The sequence below is a fragment of the Devosia sp. YIM 151766 genome (genome assembly GCF_030285925.1).
Classification (GTDB): Bacteria; Pseudomonadota; Alphaproteobacteria; order Rhizobiales; family Devosiaceae; genus Devosia.
This window is the reverse complement of sequence record NZ_CP127251.1, coordinates 2,283,919-2,303,715: the sequence shown is the minus strand read 5'-3', so window position 1 is coordinate 2,303,715 and position 19,797 is coordinate 2,283,919. Positions and strand designations below refer to the sequence as shown.

The window sequence follows — 19,797 nt, the reverse complement described above, 5'->3', positions numbered from 1 at the left end:
CGGGCGTCAGATCACCTAGAAGACCTTTAAAATCACCTTCCAGCTTGTCGCGCCGAATGGATTTTGACCTGGTTCACAGCCTTTCGTCACGCATAGATAATAAGCGTGTTTGACGCCTGTTTTGCTTTTTGACCAGCACGAGGTCATTGGCCGCTCGCAACAGCCGCAGGCGACCGCCCCACGCAGCGGAAAGTCCGCGCTGATATCCGGGCGAATGGGTATCCGCGCCTTGCTGTTCAGTCGCTCTTGAATGCGTTGGAACGTGGCCAGGCTGATTAGACCTTCATGCTGACCTTGGCGTAACGAGATGCTCCACTGCGGGCGCTCGACGTATCCTGCATAGACTGGATTTGTCAGAAGCTCTGGCACAAGCGTATTGCGCACCATGCCCCGCTTGCTTGTGGGGTATCCTGGATGCCCCTCAATGAAGCGCCGGACCTCTGCTTGCGATTGAAAGCGTCCCGACGCGAACCCTTCCAATGCTTCTTGGATAATGGACGCGATAGGTTCGTCGCGCACTAAAACCTTACCTTTGTCAATCGGCACCGAACTTTGACCCCTTATCGGCGCCCAATATTGACCCCCTTATTGGATGGCTGTGGAGCGGGGCGGATGGCAGAGCTGGTCAGGGTTGCGGCGCTATCCGGCCCGCGGGGGCAGGATGTCAGATACGGTTTTTGAAGCGCCAGCTGTCGTTGCCGGTTTCGACGATATCGCAGTGATGGGTGAGCCGGTCGAGCAGCGCCGTGGTCATCTTGGCGTCGCCGAAGACGGACGGCCATTCCCCGAAGGTGAGGTTGGTGGTGACGATGACCGAGGTCTGCTCGTAGAGGCGGCTGATCAGGTGGAACAGCAACTGGCCTCCTGACTGGGCGAAGGGCAGATAGCCCAGTTCATCGAGCACGACGACGTCCTTGCGGCCCATATAGTCGGCCAGGCGCCCCTGCCGACCGGCGCGGGTCTCTGCCTCGAGCCGGTTGACCAGATCGACGACGTTGAAGAAGCGGCCTCGCGCGCCGTTGCGGATGCAGGCCCGGGCAATGGCGATCGCCAGATGGGTCTTGCCAGTTCCGGTACCACCGACCAGCACCAGGTTACGCTGCATGGCCAGGAAGTTGCCGGCGGCCAGATCGCGCACCAGGGTCTCGTTGATGCCAGTGCCTTCGAAGGTGAAGTCGTCGATGTCCTTGGCCAGGGGCAGCTTGGCGATGGTCATCTGGTACTTGATCGAGCGGGCCTGCTTCTCGGCGATCTCGGAGGTGAGCAGGTCCGAGACGATGCGAGCGGGCTGATGCTCGCGTTTGATCGCCGTGGCGATGATCTCGTCATAGGCGCTCTTCATGCCATAGAGCTTGAGCGTGTTCATGGTGGTCAGGATCTCGGAGCGTTCCATCATATTGCCCTCCTCAGGCTGTCGTAGCGGGAACAGTCGGCCATGGGCTCGACGCGGAGCCGGAGGGCCTGTGGGGTATTGAGGATGGTGACCGGGCTGCGGGGTTCGCGCTGCCGGGCCAGGATGTTGAGCACGATATCGGCGGAGCAGACCCCTTCACGCAGCGCCTCGGCACAGGCCGCCTCGACCGCCGGCAAGCCATCGCTGAGCACGGCGGTCAGGATGGTGACCATCTGCCGGCCCCCATCGGTTGCCGAGCCCAACCGGCGCCGGATCTTCTCGATGCTGGCCGGCAGCACCCAGTCCTTGAAGGGCGCGCCATTGCGCCAGGCGCCGGGCTTGCGCGCCAGCACCGGCACGTAATGCCAGGGGTCATAGACGGTCTGGTCGCGACCGAAGATGCGGGGATGTTCACCCACTGGCCTGCCGTCCTGACGCAGCTCGATCCGATCGGCATAGGCCCGGATCTCGACCGGTCGCCCCACCGCACTGGCCATCACCGAGTACTTGTTGTTATCGAACCGAACCAGGCAGGTCTTGGAGACCGAGGCCGTCACCGCATGGAAGCCGTCGAACCGGCCGGCATAAGGCACCAGACTGCCGCGCTCTGCCTCGAAGGCTTCCCAGATGGTCTGGTCGCGGAACTCGGGATGGCGATGCGCCCGGGCATAGGCAATGGTCTTGTCCAGCAGCAGGGCATTGAGCTCGTCATAGCTGCTCACGCGCAGGCGGGGCGTGAAGAAGCGCTCCCGCACCAGCCCGACCTGGTTCTCGACCTGGCCCTTCTCCCAACCTGAGGCGGGTGTGCAGGCCACAGGGTCGATCAGATAATGCCCGCACATCTGCAGGAACCGGCGATTGTAGACTCGATCCTTGCCCACCAGGATCGTATCGACCGCCGTCTTCATGTTGTCGTAGATGCCGCGCGTGCAGGTGCCCTTGAAGAAGGCGAAGGCCCGATCATGAGCGTCGAACACCATCTCCTGGGTCTCGCGTGGATAGGCCCGCACGAACAGCATCCGGCTATGGCAGAGCCGGACATGGGCGACCTTGACCGTCACCGTGGTGCCGTTGATCAGCACCACGTCGTGGCTCCAGTCGAACTGGTAGGCCTCGCCCGGCGCAAAGCTCAGCGGCACGAAGGCGGATGCAACCGTAGCGGAGCGATCCTGATCCCAGTTCCGGGCATAGCGACGAACTGCATCGTAGCTGCCCGAATAGCCCAGTCCCGTGAGTTCCTCGAACACCCGGATCAGCGTCAGCCGCTCACGCGCAGCCTTCCCTTCATTGGCCAGCAATAGCTTATCCAGATCCCCCTGCCACGGACCGATCCGGGGCAGCGGCTGCTTCTCACGCTCATAGGAAAAGCTCGTCTCACCCGACCGGATGATCTTGCGCACCGTGTTGCGCGCAACATGCAACTCCCGCTCAATCTGCTTGATGGACTTGCCCTGCACAAAATATGCCCGACGAACCCGTGCAATCGTATCCACGCACTTCATCCCCCAACCGCCTATCCCAAACCAAAGGACGGACAGTCTGCCTAAAACACAAAATGGGGGGTCAATATTGGACGCCGATTACCCCCGGTAAGGGGTCAAATTTGCATGCCGAAACACAGGGTGAGGAAATGGCGGCTGGCATACAGACAGGCATTTTCGTCTCGCCCGATGAACATCATGGTCGGCCGCTGTTCGACGGTGCCAATCCGGAGCAGGAGGGCCTCGCCGTCCAGTTCGCCCATGAGACTGTGCTGGGGAGCCTGTCACCGGCGCGGGTGCTGGACATGGCGCGAGAGTTGTATCGGGCAGAGAGAGCGGGTCGGTAGCGGCTTCGCCTGTGCCATCGGACCATTGGTCTGATGGAGGATACGGGGTGGGGATGGGGCGCCCGGTTCAAAAATGGATATGCGCTACCCGGAAGTTTTGGTCATCGATTTTGACCCTTGAACACCCCCGTTACATCCTCAAGATGAGCGGAAGATCCGGAAACCCGCAACACTTATCCGACAAATGCGATTCCCCCATTAGACTAATGGTCCGATGGGGATTTCCATGCCTTGGCAGATTATTTTAGCCCGGCCGCAGATTCGTGCGTGTGGATTTCCAGGATCCAGTATTCATAGAGTGTGCGCTTGTGACAGCAGGCGTGCGTACCGGCCGTCCAGCCGGCGGAGCATTGTCCATGAAGCCCGTGGCATACTCTGTTTCCGATGTACTCAAAATGGTCGGCATCAGCCGCACCACCTTCTATCAGTTGGTCAAGTCGGGCAAGATCAAGGTCCGCAAGGTCGGCAATCGCAGCCTGATCCTGTCCCGCGACCTGGAGGAATGGCTCGACGGCTTGCCCGCCCTGCATGATTTCGGGGATGAGGAATGACCGAGCACCATTCGTCGCGCCTCGCCCGTGAAAAGAAGGACAGCGACCGTCAACAAGCTCACCGTGATGACCTAAAGGCGTCTGGCACTCCAACCACGCATGTGCTGAACCGCGCTCTGGTGGAAGGCCTGATGTGCCAGATCGACCTGCACCGCAAGCGGGACGTTGACCTCAAGGACATGAAGGTTTCGGTCCAGAATATTGTCGCTTATGCCACGTCCATTCTGACAGCGGGCACCAATGCCAGCGACCACTACGATGTGGAATCGGTAGTTGGGACCATTCGCAAGCGCATCGGCCAGCCCAAGCCCGGCAAGTTTCGCCTCGAATACATCCCCCAGCGCCTGCGCAATGCCGATGCCTTGAAGGCCATCGACTACGCCCATGACCTCGATGACTAGGAATCGACCCATGCAGCGAGACGACGTTCGGCTTTAGGGTAAACTTTAGGGTTGATGACGGGGTAAAATCCGAAACATCAGCAAAATCAAATCATTATGTAGGATAAATGGCGGAGAGTCGGGGAGACTCTTCGAACCCTGATTTAGTCGATTTCGATGAATTGTTCCAAGCCCTTTCGGACTGGGAACACCAGTTAAAACATACGGATAATGATATCCGGGAGGTGTTGTGATGAGCAACTTCCCCGGATTTCCCGAATTGGGCGGCAAAAAACGCCGCCCACCGCTGTCCATCCGCCTAACGGAAGAAGAACGCGGCAAGCTGGAACAACTGGCTGGCACAATGTCGCTGGCCGGTTTTATCAAAATGGTTGCTCTCGACGGCCATAAACCCAGCCGGGCACCCGTTCGCATGAAGGCCGACCAACGGGTATTGGCAAAGGTGCTGGCGGCGCTAGGTGCCAGCCAGCTTTCAGCGTCGCTGGAACGGCTGTCGTATGCCGCGCAGAACGGCAGTCTCTATGTCGATGACCGTCTGGCTGCAAAGTTTGGTGCGGCGTGTGATGACATCCGCGCCATGCATCTGCATTTGCTGGATGCTCTGGGCAAAAAGCCGCCTCGCGCACCTGTGCCAGGGCAGCGCCTAGGTATTCGCTTCGCGCAGGCTGCGGCGGATATAGATGAGGGAGTCGATCAATGATTTTGGTTGGCTCCCAGCGTGGCGGTGCGGGCAACCTTGCCCGCCACTTGCTCAATGACAAAGAAAACGACTATGTGACCGTGCAAGACCTACGCGGCTTCACCGCACGGGATTTGCACGGCGCGCTCGAAGAAGCGCACGCCGTGTCGCTGGGCACGAACTGCAAACAATTCCTGTTTTCGCTCAGCCTCAATCCACCAAAAGATACGAATGCTAGCCTCGATGACTTAACCCGTGCCGCTGACCAAGCCGAAGCCAAGCTTGGCCTGATCGGCCAGCCCCGCGCCCTGGTGGTGCATGAGAAGAACGGTCGCCGCCACGCTCATGTCGTGTGGTCGCGCATCGACGGTCAGGAAATGAAGGCCATCAACATGGCCTTCTTTAAAACCCGCCTGAACGACCTATCCAAATCCCTGTTTCTCGAACATGGCTGGAACCTACCAGACGGCCACCGCGAAAACGGCTGGAAAAACCCTCTCAATTTCACGCTGGCGGAATGGCAGCAAGCCAAACGACTCGATCTCGACCCCCGCGAAACCAAGCTGGTGTTCCGCGATGCGTGGGAACGCTCCGACAATCTCCCCAGCTTCAAAGCCGCTTTGGAAGATCGCGGCTATTTCCTGGCCCGTGGTGATCAGCGTGGTTTCGTCGCCACTGATATTCATGGCGAGGTTTACTCCGTCTCGAGAATGGCCGGCGTCAAAACGAAAGAGCTTCAGGCGCGTCTAGGCAGCCCCAATACACTGCCCAGCGTGAATGAAGCGAAAGCCGATACGCATAAGCGTATCTCCGCCCGCCTGCGCGACCACCTCAAGACGGTGCGCACCGAACAACAAGCGGCTTTGCAGCCCATACGGCAAAAACGCCAGCAGCTCGTCATCCGTCACCGTATGGAACGGGACATGCTCTTACGCGGCCAAGAACGCCGTTGGGATACCGAAACAAAAGAACGTAGCGCACGCTTGCGCACGGGCATCAAAGGCCTTTTGGACATCATCATCGGTCGCGCCTCTGCCATCAAAAAACGCAACGAACAAGAAGCCTATCAAGGTTTTCTACGTGACCGCGCGCAACGCGAAGCGCTGTTCAAATCGCAATCCGCCGACACCGCCACGCTGCACAAACTCTATGCCGCCCTGACTGCCCGACAACGGCAGGAACGCCAAACCCTCGCGGGCAAGGTGGGAGAGATGCTGCGTCTAACACGCAAGCCCGAACATACGCCGGAACCCCATCCATCCCGCTCGCGCCAGCCAAGTCGCGGCGCAGATTTCAGCCTGTAGGGAGGCGAATAATGTCTTTGAATCTTCCTCTGCCCTCCGATGATGATGGGCTTGATAACACTTTCATACCACTGGGAACGGCGGACTGGCTCGTCTTTGAAAACGACAATAAGCCGATTTTCAAAGACGGTGATTTCTGGCTTTCTCGTCTACCTTCAGATGAACCGGTAGGCTACCGCGATGACCGTCACGTTCTGGTTGTCAGTGGCACGCGCTCCGGCAAAGGCGCATCCGTCATCATCCCTAATCTGTGCCTATGGCCTGGGTCCGTCGTAGTCATCGACCCCAAAGGTGAAAACGCCATGGTGACGGCCAGACGCCGTGCGGGCGGATCGCAATGGTCATTGGGCATGGGCCAATCCGTGCATATCCTCGACCCCTTCGGCGAAACCACCACACGGCATGACGATTTTGCCGATTTGCGGGCATCCTACAATCCGCTGGATCTTTTGCAGGCCAACGCGCGGGATGCCGTCGATGACGCCGCCCGCATGGCTGATGCGTTGATCGTCTCAGAAGATTCCCGCGAGCCCTTCTTTGATGACTCTGCCAAGGGCGTCATCAAAGCCCTGTTGCTACACGTCGCCAGCTGGCCTGAGTTCCCGCCAGAAAAACGCAATCTGATTACACTTCGCTATATTCTGCTCGCGGGTGACGACGAAATGCGCCGCCTAATGGTGATGAATGATGCCGAGGATGCCCCCACGGGCATGAGCCTTCTATTCCAGACCATGCAACGCAATAGTGCCTATGATGGTTTCATCGCCAATGCGGGTGCCATGTACGCCGAATTGCTGGAAGCCTCGCCCCGCACATTAATGTCGGTGCTACAGGTGGCTCGCACGAATACCGAGTTTTTGGAGAGCCCCATGCTGCGCGGTTGCTTGCAATCGTCCAGCTTCCAACTGGCTGATTTAAAGCACAAGCCCACTACGCTCTATCTGTGCTTGCCACAGCGTTACATGGAGAGCCACTACCGTTGGCTACGCATGATGACCACGCTGGTATTGGGCGAGATGGAACGCACGCGCCCAAGGCCCACACCCGAACACCAGGTGCTTATGGTGCTGGATGAGTTCCCAGCCCTACGGCGCATGAAAGTTATTGAAAACGCTGCCGCTCAAATTGCAGGCTACGGCGTCAAGCTGATGTTCGTCGCGCAAACCCTTGCCCAACTCAAAGACATCTACAAAGACAACTGGGAAACCTTGGTTGCTAACGCTGGACTAAAACTCTTCTTCGGCAACGATGATCATTTTACCCGCCAATATGCCTCCAAACTCATGGGCGAGTTGGAAGTCCGCCGCTGGGGAAAAACTGAAAGTGACACGCAAGGCACATCACATAGTGAGGGTCACGGCACCCATTCCGGCAAATACGGCAGCGTGACACAAGGGTCGTCTTCCAGCATGGGCATGAATGGCGAGCATTTGAGCATGAGCTTTGGCTCATCCAGCAGCGTTACACATGGATGGTCGAACGGCAGATCACAAAATGTTAGTCACGGCAGCAATGAAAGCCATACTGAGGGCACGACGGAGACATTCCACAAACGTAACTTGCTCAACCCCGATGAAGTCGGGCGCTTGTTCGGAAACCGCGAAAACCCTGCCATGCTGGCTATAACATCAGGCCTGCAGCCCCTGGCCCTCAAACGCACGATGTACTTCACGGACCCAAAGTTCAAAGGTCTGTTCGATCCACATCGTGACCACGCCGAACCCATATCGCTCATCAGAGCGATTATGGACGAAGCTTGCGCCCAACAGAAAGTCCAAGGACGAAAAGCCAATCGAGCAATGCCCAAAACCATTGATGCAAGCGTAAGCGCCACGGCGCAATCCGTGCGGTTCTCCAAAACTAGGGCATTTCTACGCACCGCCATCTATCTGGGCTTTGTGGCATCGGTGATTTGGCTGCTAGGCAATATCTTGTCGTAGCTCACACTGCTTATGCTCTCGCGCTCAGAGTGTATCATTTCGGTGGCAGATTCTTCAGTTTGCCACCGTTCGATGTGAGCTTTGAGATCGAGCTATTGCTCCATGTTGGGAGGAACAAGAGCATAGCTTGTACTGCGGCCACCGCCCGGCACCTTTGCCAACACACCGCGATCAAGCAGATCGTTGATATCGCGCAGCGCCGTATCGGATGAGCATCTCTGAATCTTCGCCCATTTACCCGATGTGAGGTTTCCAAAAAAGCCATTTAGCAGGCGCATCAGCATGTCACGCTGGCGTTCGTTGAATGCATCGTTGGCGTGATACTCCCAAAACCGCGCCTTACGCAGGACGTTGGCTAGCGTTTCTTCAGCATGGTCAAAGGCACGATCCAAACAGCCCAAGAACCATGACAGCCAGGGAGTGATATCCAAGCCGTCTTTTTGCGTGCTCTCCAGAATATCGTAATAGTCGTTGCGCTCGATGCGTATCTGCGCGGACATTGAGTAAAACCTCTGTGCGCTGCCTTCGGAACGCGCCAAGACCAAATCTGCTATCGCCCGCGCAATACGCCCGTTACCATCTTCGAACGGGTGAATGGTCACAAACCAAAGATGCGCGATGGCCGACTTGAGCACCAAATCCAGTTTTGCATAACCCTCAATCCAGTCATGAAACGCAGACATCTCAGCATCCAAGCGCGCTGCCTCTGGCGCTTCATAATGAATGCGCTCTCGCCCCATAGGGCCAGACACAACCTGCATGGGGCCGTCTCGATCATCGCGCCACGCGCCAACCACTATGCGGCTCATGCCGGAGCGTCCTGTTGGAAACAGGGCGGCATGCCAATCGAACAAGCGTTCTTGGGTTAGTGGTTTCGTATAGTTCTGCGTGGCATCCAGCATCATTTCTACAACGCCCTCGACGTCACGATCTGCTGGAACGAGGCCGCCTATATCCATACCAAGGCGCCGAGCAATGGATGATCGCACTTGGTCTGCGTCGAGGCTTTCACCTTCGATCTCGCTAGACTTAATAACGTCCTGCGTAAGCGTTTGGAGAACGGCCTCGCCGCGCAGTTCGAAGCCCAGTGCCTCCATGCGTCCAATTAAGCGCCCTTGCCGATGGCGGACAGCAGCAAGCTGGTCTGACAGCGCTTTGTCATCCCATGTGAAATTAGGCCAATCCGACAGCTGGTGGTTATAGTTTATGGGCATAATCTCCGCACTCCTTGCGGTGATTATGCCAGATATTCGTCGCATAAAGCAACCTTATTCGCCGCTCAAAATGCGGTGAATGACCACTTTAATCACCGCATCCGCAGCTGCATAATCGTCTTATATGATAAGGTCAAAACCCTCATAATAAGCTGCGCTAGACACCGCGCGTCAGTTTCTATTGTATATAATATAGCATGAATAGTAATTTGCCTTATTGTAAAATTACTCTGGAAAATCAATGTTAGAATCCCGTTTAAGAGACTTGCTCTCGACGCAGTTAGAAATAATAGAAGACGGCATCGAATTAATCAAAATAGAACAGTATTTACCTAGCTCTCTGGGTACTAGAAGCTTTATCGATATACTAGCCAAAGATCGCCGTGGCCGCTGGGTGTTGATCGAGCTCAAAAGGAGCGATGCAGCCGCGCGCCAAGCAATACACGAGATACATAAATACGTTGAGGCCGTCAAAAGCCATCTAGGGGCACGTGACGATGAAATACGTGCGATAATCGTTTCAACGGAATGGAAGGAACTGATCGTTCCATTTTCGCGATTCTTTCACGATACCCCGATTTCAATTATCGGCATAAAGCTGACAGTCGATGATGCTGGTAACCTGTGTTTCGGCATGCAAATTTGACCCCTTACCGGGGGTAATCGGCGTCCAATATTGACCCCCCATTTTGTGTTTTAGGCAGACTGTCCGTCCTTTGGTTTGGGATAGGCGGTTGGGGGATGAAGTGCGTGGATACGATTGCACGGGTTCGTCGGGCATATTTTGTGCAGGGCAAGTCCATCAAGCAGATTGAGCGGGAGTTGCATGTTGCGCGCAACACGGTGCGCAAGATCATCCGGTCGGGTGAGACGAGCTTTTCCTATGAGCGTGAGAAGCAGCCGCTGCCCCGGATCGGTCCGTGGCAGGGGGATCTGGATAAGCTATTGCTGGCCAATGAAGGGAAGGCTGCGCGTGAGCGGCTGACGCTGATCCGGGTGTTCGAGGAACTCACGGGACTGGGCTATTCGGGCAGCTACGATGCAGTTCGTCGCTATGCCCGGAACTGGGATCAGGATCGCTCCGCTACGGTTGCATCCGCCTTCGTGCCGCTGAGCTTTGCGCCGGGCGAGGCCTACCAGTTCGACTGGAGCCACGACGTGGTGCTGATCAACGGCACCACGGTGACGGTCAAGGTCGCCCATGTCCGGCTCTGCCATAGCCGGATGCTGTTCGTGCGGGCCTATCCACGCGAGACCCAGGAGATGGTGTTCGACGCTCATGATCGGGCCTTCGCCTTCTTCAAGGGCACCTGCACGCGCGGCATCTACGACAACATGAAGACGGCGGTCGATACGATCCTGGTGGGCAAGGATCGAGTCTACAATCGCCGGTTCCTGCAGATGTGCGGGCATTATCTGATCGACCCTGTGGCCTGCACACCCGCCTCAGGTTGGGAGAAGGGCCAGGTCGAGAACCAGGTCGGGCTGGTGCGGGAGCGCTTCTTCACGCCCCGCCTGCGCGTGAGCAGCTATGACGAGCTCAATGCCCTGCTGCTGGACAAGACCATTGCCTATGCCCGGGCGCATCGCCATCCCGAGTTCCGCGACCAGACCATCTGGGAAGCCTTCGAGGCAGAGCGCGGCAGTCTGGTGCCTTATGCCGGCCGGTTCGACGGCTTCCATGCGGTGACGGCCTCGGTCTCCAAGACCTGCCTGGTTCGGTTCGATAACAACAAGTACTCGGTGATGGCCAGTGCGGTGGGGCGACCGGTCGAGATCCGGGCCTATGCCGATCGGATCGAGCTGCGTCAGGACGGCAGGCCAGTGGGTGAACATCCCCGCATCTTCGGTCGCGACCAGACCGTCTATGACCCCTGGCATTACGTGCCGGTGCTGGCGCGCAAGCCCGGCGCCTGGCGCAATGGCGCGCCCTTCAAGGACTGGGTGCTGCCGGCCAGCATCGAGAAGATCCGGCGCCGGTTGGGCTCGGCAACCGATGGGGGCCGGCAGATGGTCACCATCCTGACCGCCGTGCTCAGCGATGGCTTGCCGGCGGTCGAGGCGGCCTGTGCCGAGGCGCTGCGTGAAGGGGTCTGCTCCGCCGATATCGTGCTCAACATCCTGGCCCGGCAGCGCGAACCCCGCAGCCCGGTCACCATCCTCAATACCCCACAGGCCCTCCGGCTCCGCGTCGAGCCCATGGCCGACTGTTCCCGCTACGACAGCCTGAGGAGGGCAATATGATGGAACGCTCCGAGATCCTGACCACCATGAACACGCTCAAGCTCTATGGCATGAAGAGCGCCTATGACGAGATCATCGCCACGGCGATCAAACGCGAGCATCAGCCCGCTCGCATCGTCTCGGACCTGCTCACCTCCGAGATCGCCGAGAAGCAGGCCCGCTCGATCAAGTACCAGATGACCATCGCCAAGCTGCCCCTGGCCAAGGACATCGACGACTTCACCTTCGAAGGCACTGGCATCAACGAGACCCTGGTGCGCGATCTGGCCGCCGGCAACTTCCTGGCCATGCAGCGTAACCTGGTGCTGGTCGGTGGTACCGGAACTGGCAAGACCCATCTGGCGATCGCCATTGCCCGGGCCTGCATCCGCAACGGCGCGCGAGGCCGCTTCTTCAACGTCGTCGATCTGGTCAACCGGCTCGAGGCAGAGACCCGCGCCGGTCGGCAGGGGCGCCTGGCCGACTATATGGGCCGCAAGGACGTCGTCGTGCTCGATGAACTGGGCTATCTGCCCTTCGCCCAGTCAGGAGGCCAGTTGCTGTTCCACCTGATCAGCCGCCTCTACGAGCAGACCTCGGTCATCGTCACCACCAACCTCACCTTCGGGGAATGGCCGTCCGTCTTCGGCGACGCCAAGATGACCACGGCGCTGCTCGACCGGCTCACCCATCACTGCGATATCGTCGAAACCGGCAACGACAGCTGGCGCTTCAAAAACCGTATCTGACATCCTGCCCCCGCGGGCCGGATAGCGCCGCAACCCTGACCAGCTCTGCCATCCGCCCCGCTCCACAGCCATCCAATAAGGGGGTCAATATTGGGCGCCGATAAGGGGTCAAAGTTCGGTGCCGATTGACATGAATGCAATTTCAAGCGCATTGACAGCAGTGTTGGCTGCCATCAGAGCGATCATCGACGCGCCCATCAGTGTTGCAAGACGAGCAGTTTTCATATCCGTTCTCCTCCCTAGACATCTAGGATTTGCTGGATCGGCCTCCACCGACGATCAAACCGTCGCATGTTGATATTACATTTGTCAAACGAAATTACATTTGTATTCTAGGGGGATCTAAGTGATTGGAAATGAGGGCTTTGTGAGCGAAACCGAATTGGTGGCAAAGGCCGCCTGGCTTTATCACGTGGCTGGTTTGAACCAGGAGAGCACCGCAAAACGCCTCGGCATTACCCGGGCCCGCGTCAACAAGATGCTGTCCGATGCTCGCGAGTCGGGACTGGTCAGCATCAGTATCAATCAGGCTGATGTCGGCCTTCTGCCGGTCGAGGAAGCGCTGAAGGCCGAATATGGCCTGGATTTCTGTATCTGTACGCCGGCGCTCAACCTCAGTGCCGAAGAAGATGGCGATTTGAGCCAGAAGTTCGCGTTTCGGGCCGTTGGGGCGGCGGCGGCGGCGCATCTGCGCGAGGTTCTGGCCGAGAGTGCGCATCCGGTCATCGGCACGGGCTGGGGACGAACCATAGAGCAGATGACGTTACAGCTTGCCGGCATGCGTGCGCCCCACGCCCGCTTCATCAGTCTGATGGGGTCGCTGACCGCCAATTCGGCCTATAATCCATTCGAAGTGGTGCATGCGCTCGCCCGGAATACCGGCGGGCAGGGCTTCTTCCTGCCGGTGCCATTCATCGCCGACAGTGCCGAAGACCGCCAAGTATTGCTGTCGCAACGCTCGGTGCAGCGGGCGCTGGACATCGCCCGCACCACCAGTGTGGCCTATGTCAGCGTTGGCGAATTGACCGAAGATTCTTTGCTGCGCCAGCAGGAAATGATCACCAGGGATGAACTTGCGGCGCTGCGGGATTTAGGGGCCGTTGGGGATACCAATGGCATCTTCTTCGACCAGAATGGCGTTCCCGTTGAACACGATCTGGCGCGCCGAACCATCGCGATGCCGCTCGATGAGCTCAAGGAGGCCAGCATTGTTGCCCTGGTCGCGGGGATTGCCAAGGTCAAGGCGGCCAAGGCCCTTCTGCGGTCCGGCCTCTGCCGTGGGCTGATCATCGATGGCGATACGGCGTTGCAATTGATACAGCCGAGCTAGATTTGCAAATTGGTGAAAAAGCGCAGCGTCGGCGCGGAAACGTCAGGTTTTGGTCGGCCCATTTTGTTCGGGACCAAGGATGAGGCGCGCTCTATCGTCTTACTTGTGCAATTTAATCTCGAGGTTCATTCCATGATGCATCCCAAGCTGACCGCCGCAGCCGCGATGGCCGTTCTCTTAACCGCTCCCGCCCTGGCCCAGACCGATATGCTGGGCGTACCCGGGCCGATTTTGTTCCAGGGCGAGGACTATGCTCTGGCTTGGACATCGCAGCCTTCTGATGCCTATTTCAAGCAGGAATATGTGCCGGTGGGGCAGGCGGTCGAGACCTATGCCGACATGGTGCTGGTCGAAGCTGTGGCCGGAGCGATCACCCCGGCGCAGGCGGCGGCGTCGCAGGTCGAGATGCTTGCCTCGCGCAAGGACACCGATCCGGTAGTCAATCATGAAATCATTCGCAACGAGGTAACCGGCGAAGTGCTGCTCGACTTCCTGGTCAGTGACCTCAGCGCCGATCCGATATTGGTCGAGTGGAATGCCTATCGCTACTTGCCGCTCGCCGAAGGCGAAGGCGTTGCCCTGTTCGCCATTAGCCGCCGGGGTTATGGCGAGGATGGAGTTCGCGCCTTCCTCGGAGATTTGGGAACGGTGCGCGGCGAAGCGATCAACGCCCTTGCCACGTTCGATATCCCCGCGATCGGCATCCGCTGACGGTCACTGACGCCACGAGTGCGCATTCGGGCCGAGACGCCTCTCGGATCAGAACGCGCTGAAGAGTGCTTTTTGAGCGATCTTCAGAGCCGCTATGGCGTCATGCGGGCTTTGGGCCTCCTGTGGACAGCGCGCTCGACTATCTCGAACTCGCTGTCCAGCGGAATGAACCCAATGTTCTCGGCGTCAGGCTGGAATTGCCCGTAGCCGTCCTGAGCCAATCGCCGCGTTATGCTGAACTCGTCGCCCTGATCGGTTTTTCCGTCCAATAGATCGCTTCAGATTATAGAAAGGCGCGCTGCGGGCAGCGCGCCTTTCCGGGCTTGGGGTGTCGGCGCGGCTATATTCAGCGCGAATTGATCAGCCAGAAATCCTGCCAATCCTGGAGATGCTCGAAGTCGCTGGCGGCGGTTTCCGAATGCGGGACATGCATCTGGTCGAGATAGTTGATGATGCCCGAGGCTTCCGTTTCCGGCATGGTGGCATTGGTGTTGGTCGCCAGCTTGCCGTCATCGAGCTGCGGGATCATGCCCTCGCCCGACATCATGAAATGGGAGAAGAGCTTGGCGGCGTTCGGGTGCTTGGTGCCGCTGGCGATAACCGCGACGCGGGGGGTAAGCTGGCCGACCCACGGCTTGAGGCCATCGCAGATGCCCATGCCATAGCCATTCTTCTGCGCATCGCGGAAGATCGAGGTCGAGAGGAAGCCCATGAAGGGGTTTTCCTGGCCGGGCGCGCCGATGACCGGGCCGACATCGGTGTCCGAACGGGCAACGCTCGGCTTGTTCTGGGCCAGGCGCTTGACCCATTCGGCGGTGGCGCTGTCCTCGTCGGTCACGAGCTCCTCACCGAAGAAAGCCTCATAGGCCGCGCGCATTTCGGCGTCGTCATGCGTGGCGATCTGGTTGAACCAGAACATGGTCTCGTTGCGCAGGAGCGGGTCGGGGATGGCGACGCGTCCCGTCCATTCCTCGGTGGTCAGCGCCCATAGATTGTCGATGGGGCAGCCATCGGTGTGCACGTCGGTATTATAGGCCCAGACCCAGGGGTTGAGGCTGGTAATGGCCGGGTTCTGGTATTCGGCGGGGACCTGGTCGATCAGATCGGGCGGCATCCAGCTGGTGCCGGCGCCCAGCACCATGATCTGGGTCGTCACCGAAGGCAGGTTGGACATGTTGAACACGTCGGTCTGCACGTTCTGGGCCTGGGCCTCGCGCAGGATGATCTGCTCCTGGTCCTGGCCGCTCATCTTCACGCCGGTGGCTTCGATGCCGTATTTCTCGGTGAAGGCATTGGCCATGTCGACGATCTTGCCGGTGGCGTCGATAACGGTGATCGGACCTTCCTTCTGGGCGGCCTCGATCAGGGCGTCGAGCGAATAATCCGCATCGGACAAGCCGATTTCCTGGGCGGCGGCGGGGCCCAAAAGCATCAGGGCCAGTGCCGAAATACCGGCGGTGAGCGCCATCCGGGCGCGGGCGTGGGTCTTGGACGTGAGAGTCATCTGCTCCTCCTTGTATTGTCCGTTGAATTATTGAATTTCGATGCGGCGACCGGCCGCGTCGAAGATGTGCAGGTGCTCCCGGGAGACCGAGAGACCGACATTGCCGCCCGGCGCCACGCGAGGCGCTTCGGGCGTAATGGCGAAGAATTTATCGTTGTCGACCGACAATTCGACGATCCAACTGCCGCCGGTGGGGACGATGTCGACCACTTGTGCCGAGCGGGTTTCGTCGTCGGTTTCGCTGGTCAGATGCACCGATTCCGGGCGGATGCCGACCGAGCCCGCAGCTTCGGGCAGAGCGAGCTTTGCCAGCATGGTGCGCACCCAGTCGACCAGCGGGCCGCTGGCCCCGTCCTTCAGCTCGATGATATTGATCGGCAGATTGCCGACGAATTCGGCGACGAAGCGATTGGCGGGACGCTCATAGATGTCGTCGGGCGTACCCAGCTGCTGCAATTCGCCCTCGCTCATCACCGCGATATTGGTGGCCAATGTCATCGCTTCCCATTGGTCGTGGGTGACGAAGACGATAGTGGCGCCGACCTCCTGGTGGATGCGCTTCAATTCGGCGCGCATTTCCAGCCGCAGCTTGGCATCGAGATTGGACAGCGGCTCATCGAGCAGGATCACGTCGGGCTTGAGCGCCAGCATGCGGGCCAGCGCCACGCGCTGCTGCTGGCCGCCGGAAAGCTGCGAGGGCAGGCGGTCGCGGTAGCGGGCGATGCCCAGTTTTTCGAGAACCTCGGCGACGATGCGGTCGCGCTCGGGCTTGGCCAATTTGCGCAGCTTGAGGCCGAATTCGACATTCTGCGCCACGCTCATATGCGGCCAGAGCGCATAGTTCTGGAAGACCAGCCCCATATCGCGTTTCTCGGCCGGCACATAAATGCCCTCATCGACGGAAACCAGCGTGCGGTCGCCCACGACGATCTGGCCCTCGGTTGGATGTTCGAGGCCGGCGATCATGCGCAGCGTCGTTGTCTTGCCGCAGCCGGAGGGGCCGAGCAGGCAGAGGAAATCCGACTTGACGATTTCCAGGCTGAGCCGGTCGACGGCGGGCGGCGCCGACTTGGTATAGGCCTTGCGGACGTCGCGGATGCTGATGTTGGACATTAATTGCCTCCCAGGCCATCGGAGAGTTTGGATTTGGTGAGCCGCTGCACGAAGAGCGTGCCGCCGAAGGCGATGACGCAGATCATCAGCATGACGGCATTGCTGGCCTGCGCCATGCCGTAATCGACCAGGCGCAGCGCATAGGTGGTGAGCACGTCGGTGCCCGGAACCGCGAGCACGACAACGAGGCTCAACCCCTTGATGCCGGAGATGAACGGCAGCAGCACACCCGAAACCAGCGCGCCTTTCTGGATCGGGATCACCACCGAGGTCAGCCGGCGGGTGAAGCCGGCGCCGGCATTGCGCGCCGCCTCTTCCGGATCGCGGCCCAATTGCATCATTGAGGAGATGCCGGCGCGCGAGGCAAAGGGCATCTGGTCGGCCATGATGGCGAGAACGAGGATGATCGGCGTGCCATAAAGTGCCGGAACCGGCCCGCGCTGCACGGCGAACATGGTCAGATAGGCGGCGGCAAAGGCAATGCCCGGCACCAGATAGGGCAGGAACGTGACCTGCCGCAGGAACATGGCGACGGCCTTCACTTCGGTGCGCGCCACGACATAGCCGACCAGAAGGCCGAGAAAGCCGGCGCCAAGCGAGGCGACGCCCACGATCCACAGCGTGTTCCAGGTCGCCCGCCAGAATTCGGGCGTCAGCAGGATACCCTGTTGCAGCGCGACGGTGCCCAGGCCGGTGCCGATCCAGTATTCGAGGGTGAAATTGTCGGGCGAGAACACACCCGGCACTTTCATGATGGTGGTGAGGAACAGCGCCATCAGCGGAATGAAGGCGCTGACCACAAAGACCAGTCCGGCAAAGCCGAAGGCAGGCAGCCGCCAGCGACCCAGCCGGGTCGCGCGGTTCATCGATCCCTTGGAGCCGATGACGACGAAGCGGCGTGCTTCCTTCAGCAGGTACATGTCGATGAGAATCGAGAACGAGCCCAGAATGACGATGGTGAGCGCCAGCAGGGCGCTCATGCCGGTCTGGTTAGTCGAGATGGCGCGAAACAGCGAGGTTGCCAGCACGTCGAAACCGACGGGTACGCCCAGGATATAGGTGACGCCGAAATCACCCAGGCACTTGGCAAAGATCAGCGTCGAGGCGGAAACCAGCGAGGGCAGCATCAGCGGCAGGATGATCTTGCGCGCAATGGTGCCGCCGCCGGCGCCGATGCTGCGGGCGGCATCCTCCAGCGAGGAATCGAACTGGCGCAATGCATTGCCGAAAAGCAGGATGACGAAGGGCGTATAATGCAGGGCGAGAATGGTGGTGATGGGCAAGAAACCATAGGCGAGCCAGTCGGGCGGGGTGAAGCCGAGGCTTTCCATCCAACTGGCCGAGCCGCCGGTGGTGCGGTTCTTGAACAGCGTCATCCAGGCCAGCGCAAAGGTCCAGCTTGGCAGCATATAGGGCACGATGAGAGCCGTGGAGAACCACTTCTTGGCCGGCAGGTCGGTGCGGCTGATGAGCCAGCCCAGCGGCAGGCCGACTGCGAGCGATATGGTGATGGCGCAGAGGGCGATCAGCGCCGTGTGCATCAATGGCCGCCAGAACACATCCGTCGAAATGGCGGAGAACAGCACGCGATTGACGTAATAGAGCGTCACCTCGCCCATGGCCTGCTGCGCCCGCGTCTGGTCGGCGAACTGGACCAGAAACGCGTCGGCCACCAGCAATATGACCGGCGCGGCGATCAGGTAGGAAAACAGCACTGCCAGCGCCACGCCAATCAGCGTGGTCGGATCCTGATTATGGACCTTGATTTGATAGAGGCTTCTGCCGGGATTCTGCATGACTTTCCCTGATTGCGGGTGTGCGGGGCAGCGGCCTGGCGTTCTGGCCAGCTGCCGGGGGGATGCTTGGAAATTGCTCTTGGTTCAGAAGGGCGGCGGATCGCTCACCCGCTCGATCACCTCGCGGACCGAGGCCCAGTCGCGATCATAGCTGATCGGCAGGAAATGCTCGTCGCCGCCGAATTCGGCTTTCATCTCATCGGTGAAGGTGAAGTTGAAAAAGCAGCGCTTCATCTCGGCGACGAGGTCGGGATGCAGATCATGCGCATGGGCGAAGGAGGAGGTCGGGAAAAGTCCGCTCTCATAGATGACGCGAAAGGCCTCACGGCGCACCATGCCGCGCTCGATCATCCGTTCGAGAACGTCGGACGCCACCGCCGCCATGTCGTAATCGCCGTCGGCCACGCCGAGAATCGAGCGGTCATGGCCGCCGGACATCAGCGGCACATAATTCTCGCCCGGCACCAATCCCTCGGAGGGGAAGAAGACCTGGGGCGCCAGATGCCCCGAATTGGAGAGGGCGGAAGTATGCGCCACCTTGCGCCCGGCCAGATCGGCCAGGTCCCGATAAGGCGAATCCGCCCGCACGATGGCGAGGACGCGATAGCCGCGCAATTGGTCGCCTATGCCCTTGGCCGCGAAAGGAACGGCGCCGGCATGGTTGACCGCTTCCACGGTCGGCCCGGTGGAAAAGCCGGCAAAATGCAGACGCCCCGAACGCATCGCCTCGATCTCGGCCCCGGTGCTCAACACTGGATAATAGACGATCTGCCGCCCAAGGCAGGTTTCGAGGTGGCGGGTGAAGGTCTTGAAGAGATTGGCATAGACCGCCGGGTCTTCGATGGGCGCATAGGCCCAGACCAGGGTTTGCGGATCACGCCACAGGGCCGGATCGGCGGGTAGGTCCGCGACCTGGTCGCCATCGGCGTCGCAATAGCGCTCGTGCAGGGCGCCCTGGGCGGCACATTGCTCTGCCGCCACCGTCGTCAGCGACGACAGCAGCATCATGCACAATGCCAAGCTCGCAGCCAGATGCCCTGACACCCTGTTTCCTCTACCTC

At 59.5% G+C, this 19,797-nt stretch carries 20 protein-coding genes; 11 read left to right on the top strand and 9 right to left on the bottom strand.

Features of this window, described 5'->3' with window-relative positions; genetic code table 11:
• Positions 1-15 precede the first annotated feature (15 nt).
• From O9Z70_RS11290 to O9Z70_RS11275, 4 genes are all read right to left on the bottom strand, one after another.
• On the bottom strand, positions 16-546 hold the full coding sequence (locus O9Z70_RS11290) for a recombinase family protein (RefSeq protein WP_286019134.1): 531 nt from the start codon (positions 544-546) through the stop codon (positions 16-18).
• 118 nt (positions 547-664) lie between these two features.
• A complete protein-coding gene (istB, locus tag O9Z70_RS11285) occupies positions 665-1,393 on the bottom strand; it encodes an IS21-like element helper ATPase IstB (RefSeq protein ID WP_286021956.1) in 729 nt (242 codons plus the stop codon).
• Positions 1,393-2,895, bottom strand: coding sequence for an IS21 family transposase (gene istA / locus O9Z70_RS11280; RefSeq protein ID WP_286018323.1), 1,503 nt, complete (start codon positions 2,893-2,895; stop codon positions 1,393-1,395). Before istA (O9Z70_RS11280) ends, istB (O9Z70_RS11285) begins: the two co-directional genes overlap by 1 nt.
• Positions 2,896-2,990: 95 nt before the next feature.
• A complete protein-coding gene (locus O9Z70_RS11275) occupies positions 2,991-3,137 on the bottom strand; it encodes a hypothetical protein (protein WP_286019128.1) in 147 nt (48 codons plus the stop codon).
• Between the two features lie 440 nt (positions 3,138-3,577).
• Here O9Z70_RS11275 and O9Z70_RS11270 point away from each other — a divergent pair, with 440 nt between their 5' ends.
• The 5 genes from O9Z70_RS11270 (at position 3,578) to O9Z70_RS11250 (ending at position 8,096) form a co-directional block, all read left to right on the top strand.
• Positions 3,578-3,772: a helix-turn-helix transcriptional regulator gene (locus tag O9Z70_RS11270; RefSeq protein WP_286019122.1), complete on the top strand. Its 195-nt coding sequence runs from the start codon at positions 3,578-3,580 to the stop codon at positions 3,770-3,772.
• Positions 3,769-4,173 carry a hypothetical protein gene (locus O9Z70_RS11265; protein ID WP_286019116.1) on the top strand — a complete coding sequence of 135 codons (405 nt, stop codon included), beginning with the start codon at positions 3,769-3,771 and terminating at the stop codon, positions 4,171-4,173. Before O9Z70_RS11270 ends, O9Z70_RS11265 begins: the two co-directional genes overlap by 4 nt.
• Before the next feature lie 232 nt (positions 4,174-4,405).
• A complete protein-coding gene (locus O9Z70_RS11260; RefSeq protein ID WP_286019111.1) occupies positions 4,406-4,873 on the top strand; it encodes a hypothetical protein in 468 nt (155 codons plus the stop codon).
• Entirely contained in the window at positions 4,870-6,156 is a 1,287-nt protein-coding gene (locus tag O9Z70_RS11255; protein WP_286019106.1) for a relaxase/mobilization nuclease domain-containing protein, read from the top strand. Before O9Z70_RS11260 ends, O9Z70_RS11255 begins: the two co-directional genes overlap by 4 nt.
• Positions 6,157-6,167: 11 nt before the next feature.
• Positions 6,168-8,096: a type IV secretory system conjugative DNA transfer family protein gene (locus tag O9Z70_RS11250; RefSeq protein ID WP_286019101.1), complete on the top strand. Its 1,929-nt coding sequence runs from the start codon at positions 6,168-6,170 to the stop codon at positions 8,094-8,096.
• A 92-nt stretch (positions 8,097-8,188) separates the two neighbouring features.
• Here O9Z70_RS11250 and O9Z70_RS11245 read toward each other — a convergent pair whose 3' ends face one another.
• Positions 8,189-9,304: a Fic family protein gene (locus tag O9Z70_RS11245; protein ID WP_286021998.1), complete on the bottom strand. Its 1,116-nt coding sequence runs from the start codon at positions 9,302-9,304 to the stop codon at positions 8,189-8,191.
• Between the two features lie 247 nt (positions 9,305-9,551).
• Between O9Z70_RS11245 and O9Z70_RS11240 the strand changes: the two genes are divergently transcribed.
• From O9Z70_RS11240 to O9Z70_RS11215, 6 genes are all read left to right on the top strand, one after another.
• A complete protein-coding gene (locus tag O9Z70_RS11240) occupies positions 9,552-9,956 on the top strand; it encodes an endonuclease NucS domain-containing protein (protein ID WP_286019097.1) in 405 nt (134 codons plus the stop codon).
• Positions 9,957-10,051: 95 nt separating this feature from the next.
• Positions 10,052-11,554 (top strand): IS21 family transposase, encoded by a 1,503-nt coding sequence (istA, locus tag O9Z70_RS11235; RefSeq protein WP_286018323.1) that lies wholly within the window; start codon positions 10,052-10,054, stop codon positions 11,552-11,554.
• Complete coding sequence (gene istB / locus O9Z70_RS11230) at positions 11,554-12,282, top strand: IS21-like element helper ATPase IstB (protein ID WP_286021956.1); 729 nt, start codon at positions 11,554-11,556, stop codon at positions 12,280-12,282. Before istA (O9Z70_RS11235) ends, istB (O9Z70_RS11230) begins: the two co-directional genes overlap by 1 nt.
• A gap of 367 nt (positions 12,283-12,649) precedes the next feature.
• Entirely contained in the window at positions 12,650-13,612 is a 963-nt protein-coding gene (locus tag O9Z70_RS11225) for a sugar-binding transcriptional regulator (RefSeq protein WP_286019083.1), read from the top strand.
• Positions 13,613-13,744: 132 nt separating this feature from the next.
• Positions 13,745-14,323 (top strand): HI_0983 family protein, encoded by a 579-nt coding sequence (locus O9Z70_RS11220; protein ID WP_286019078.1) that lies wholly within the window; start codon positions 13,745-13,747, stop codon positions 14,321-14,323.
• A 122-nt stretch (positions 14,324-14,445) separates the two neighbouring features.
• Positions 14,446-14,595: a hypothetical protein gene (locus O9Z70_RS11215; RefSeq protein WP_286019071.1), complete on the top strand. Its 150-nt coding sequence runs from the start codon at positions 14,446-14,448 to the stop codon at positions 14,593-14,595.
• Between the two features lie 74 nt (positions 14,596-14,669).
• Here O9Z70_RS11215 and O9Z70_RS11210 read toward each other — a convergent pair whose 3' ends face one another.
• The 4 genes from O9Z70_RS11210 to phnD form a co-directional block, all read right to left on the bottom strand.
• Positions 14,670-15,827, bottom strand: coding sequence for an ABC transporter substrate-binding protein (locus tag O9Z70_RS11210; protein ID WP_286019064.1), 1,158 nt, complete (start codon positions 15,825-15,827; stop codon positions 14,670-14,672).
• A gap of 27 nt (positions 15,828-15,854) precedes the next feature.
• The gene (locus O9Z70_RS11205; protein WP_286019056.1) at positions 15,855-16,940 is read right to left on the bottom strand and encodes an ABC transporter ATP-binding protein; all 1,086 of its coding nucleotides are present in this window, start codon (positions 16,938-16,940) and stop codon (positions 15,855-15,857) included.
• Entirely contained in the window at positions 16,940-18,736 is a 1,797-nt protein-coding gene (locus tag O9Z70_RS11200) for an ABC transporter permease (protein ID WP_286019043.1), read from the bottom strand. The genes O9Z70_RS11205 and O9Z70_RS11200 overlap by 1 nt, the downstream gene beginning before the upstream one ends.
• 84 nt (positions 18,737-18,820) lie before the next feature.
• Positions 18,821-19,744 carry a phosphate/phosphite/phosphonate ABC transporter substrate-binding protein gene (phnD, locus tag O9Z70_RS11195; protein WP_286019029.1) on the bottom strand — a complete coding sequence of 308 codons (924 nt, stop codon included), beginning with the start codon at positions 19,742-19,744 and terminating at the stop codon, positions 18,821-18,823.
• Between the last annotated feature and the right edge of the window lie 53 nt (positions 19,745-19,797).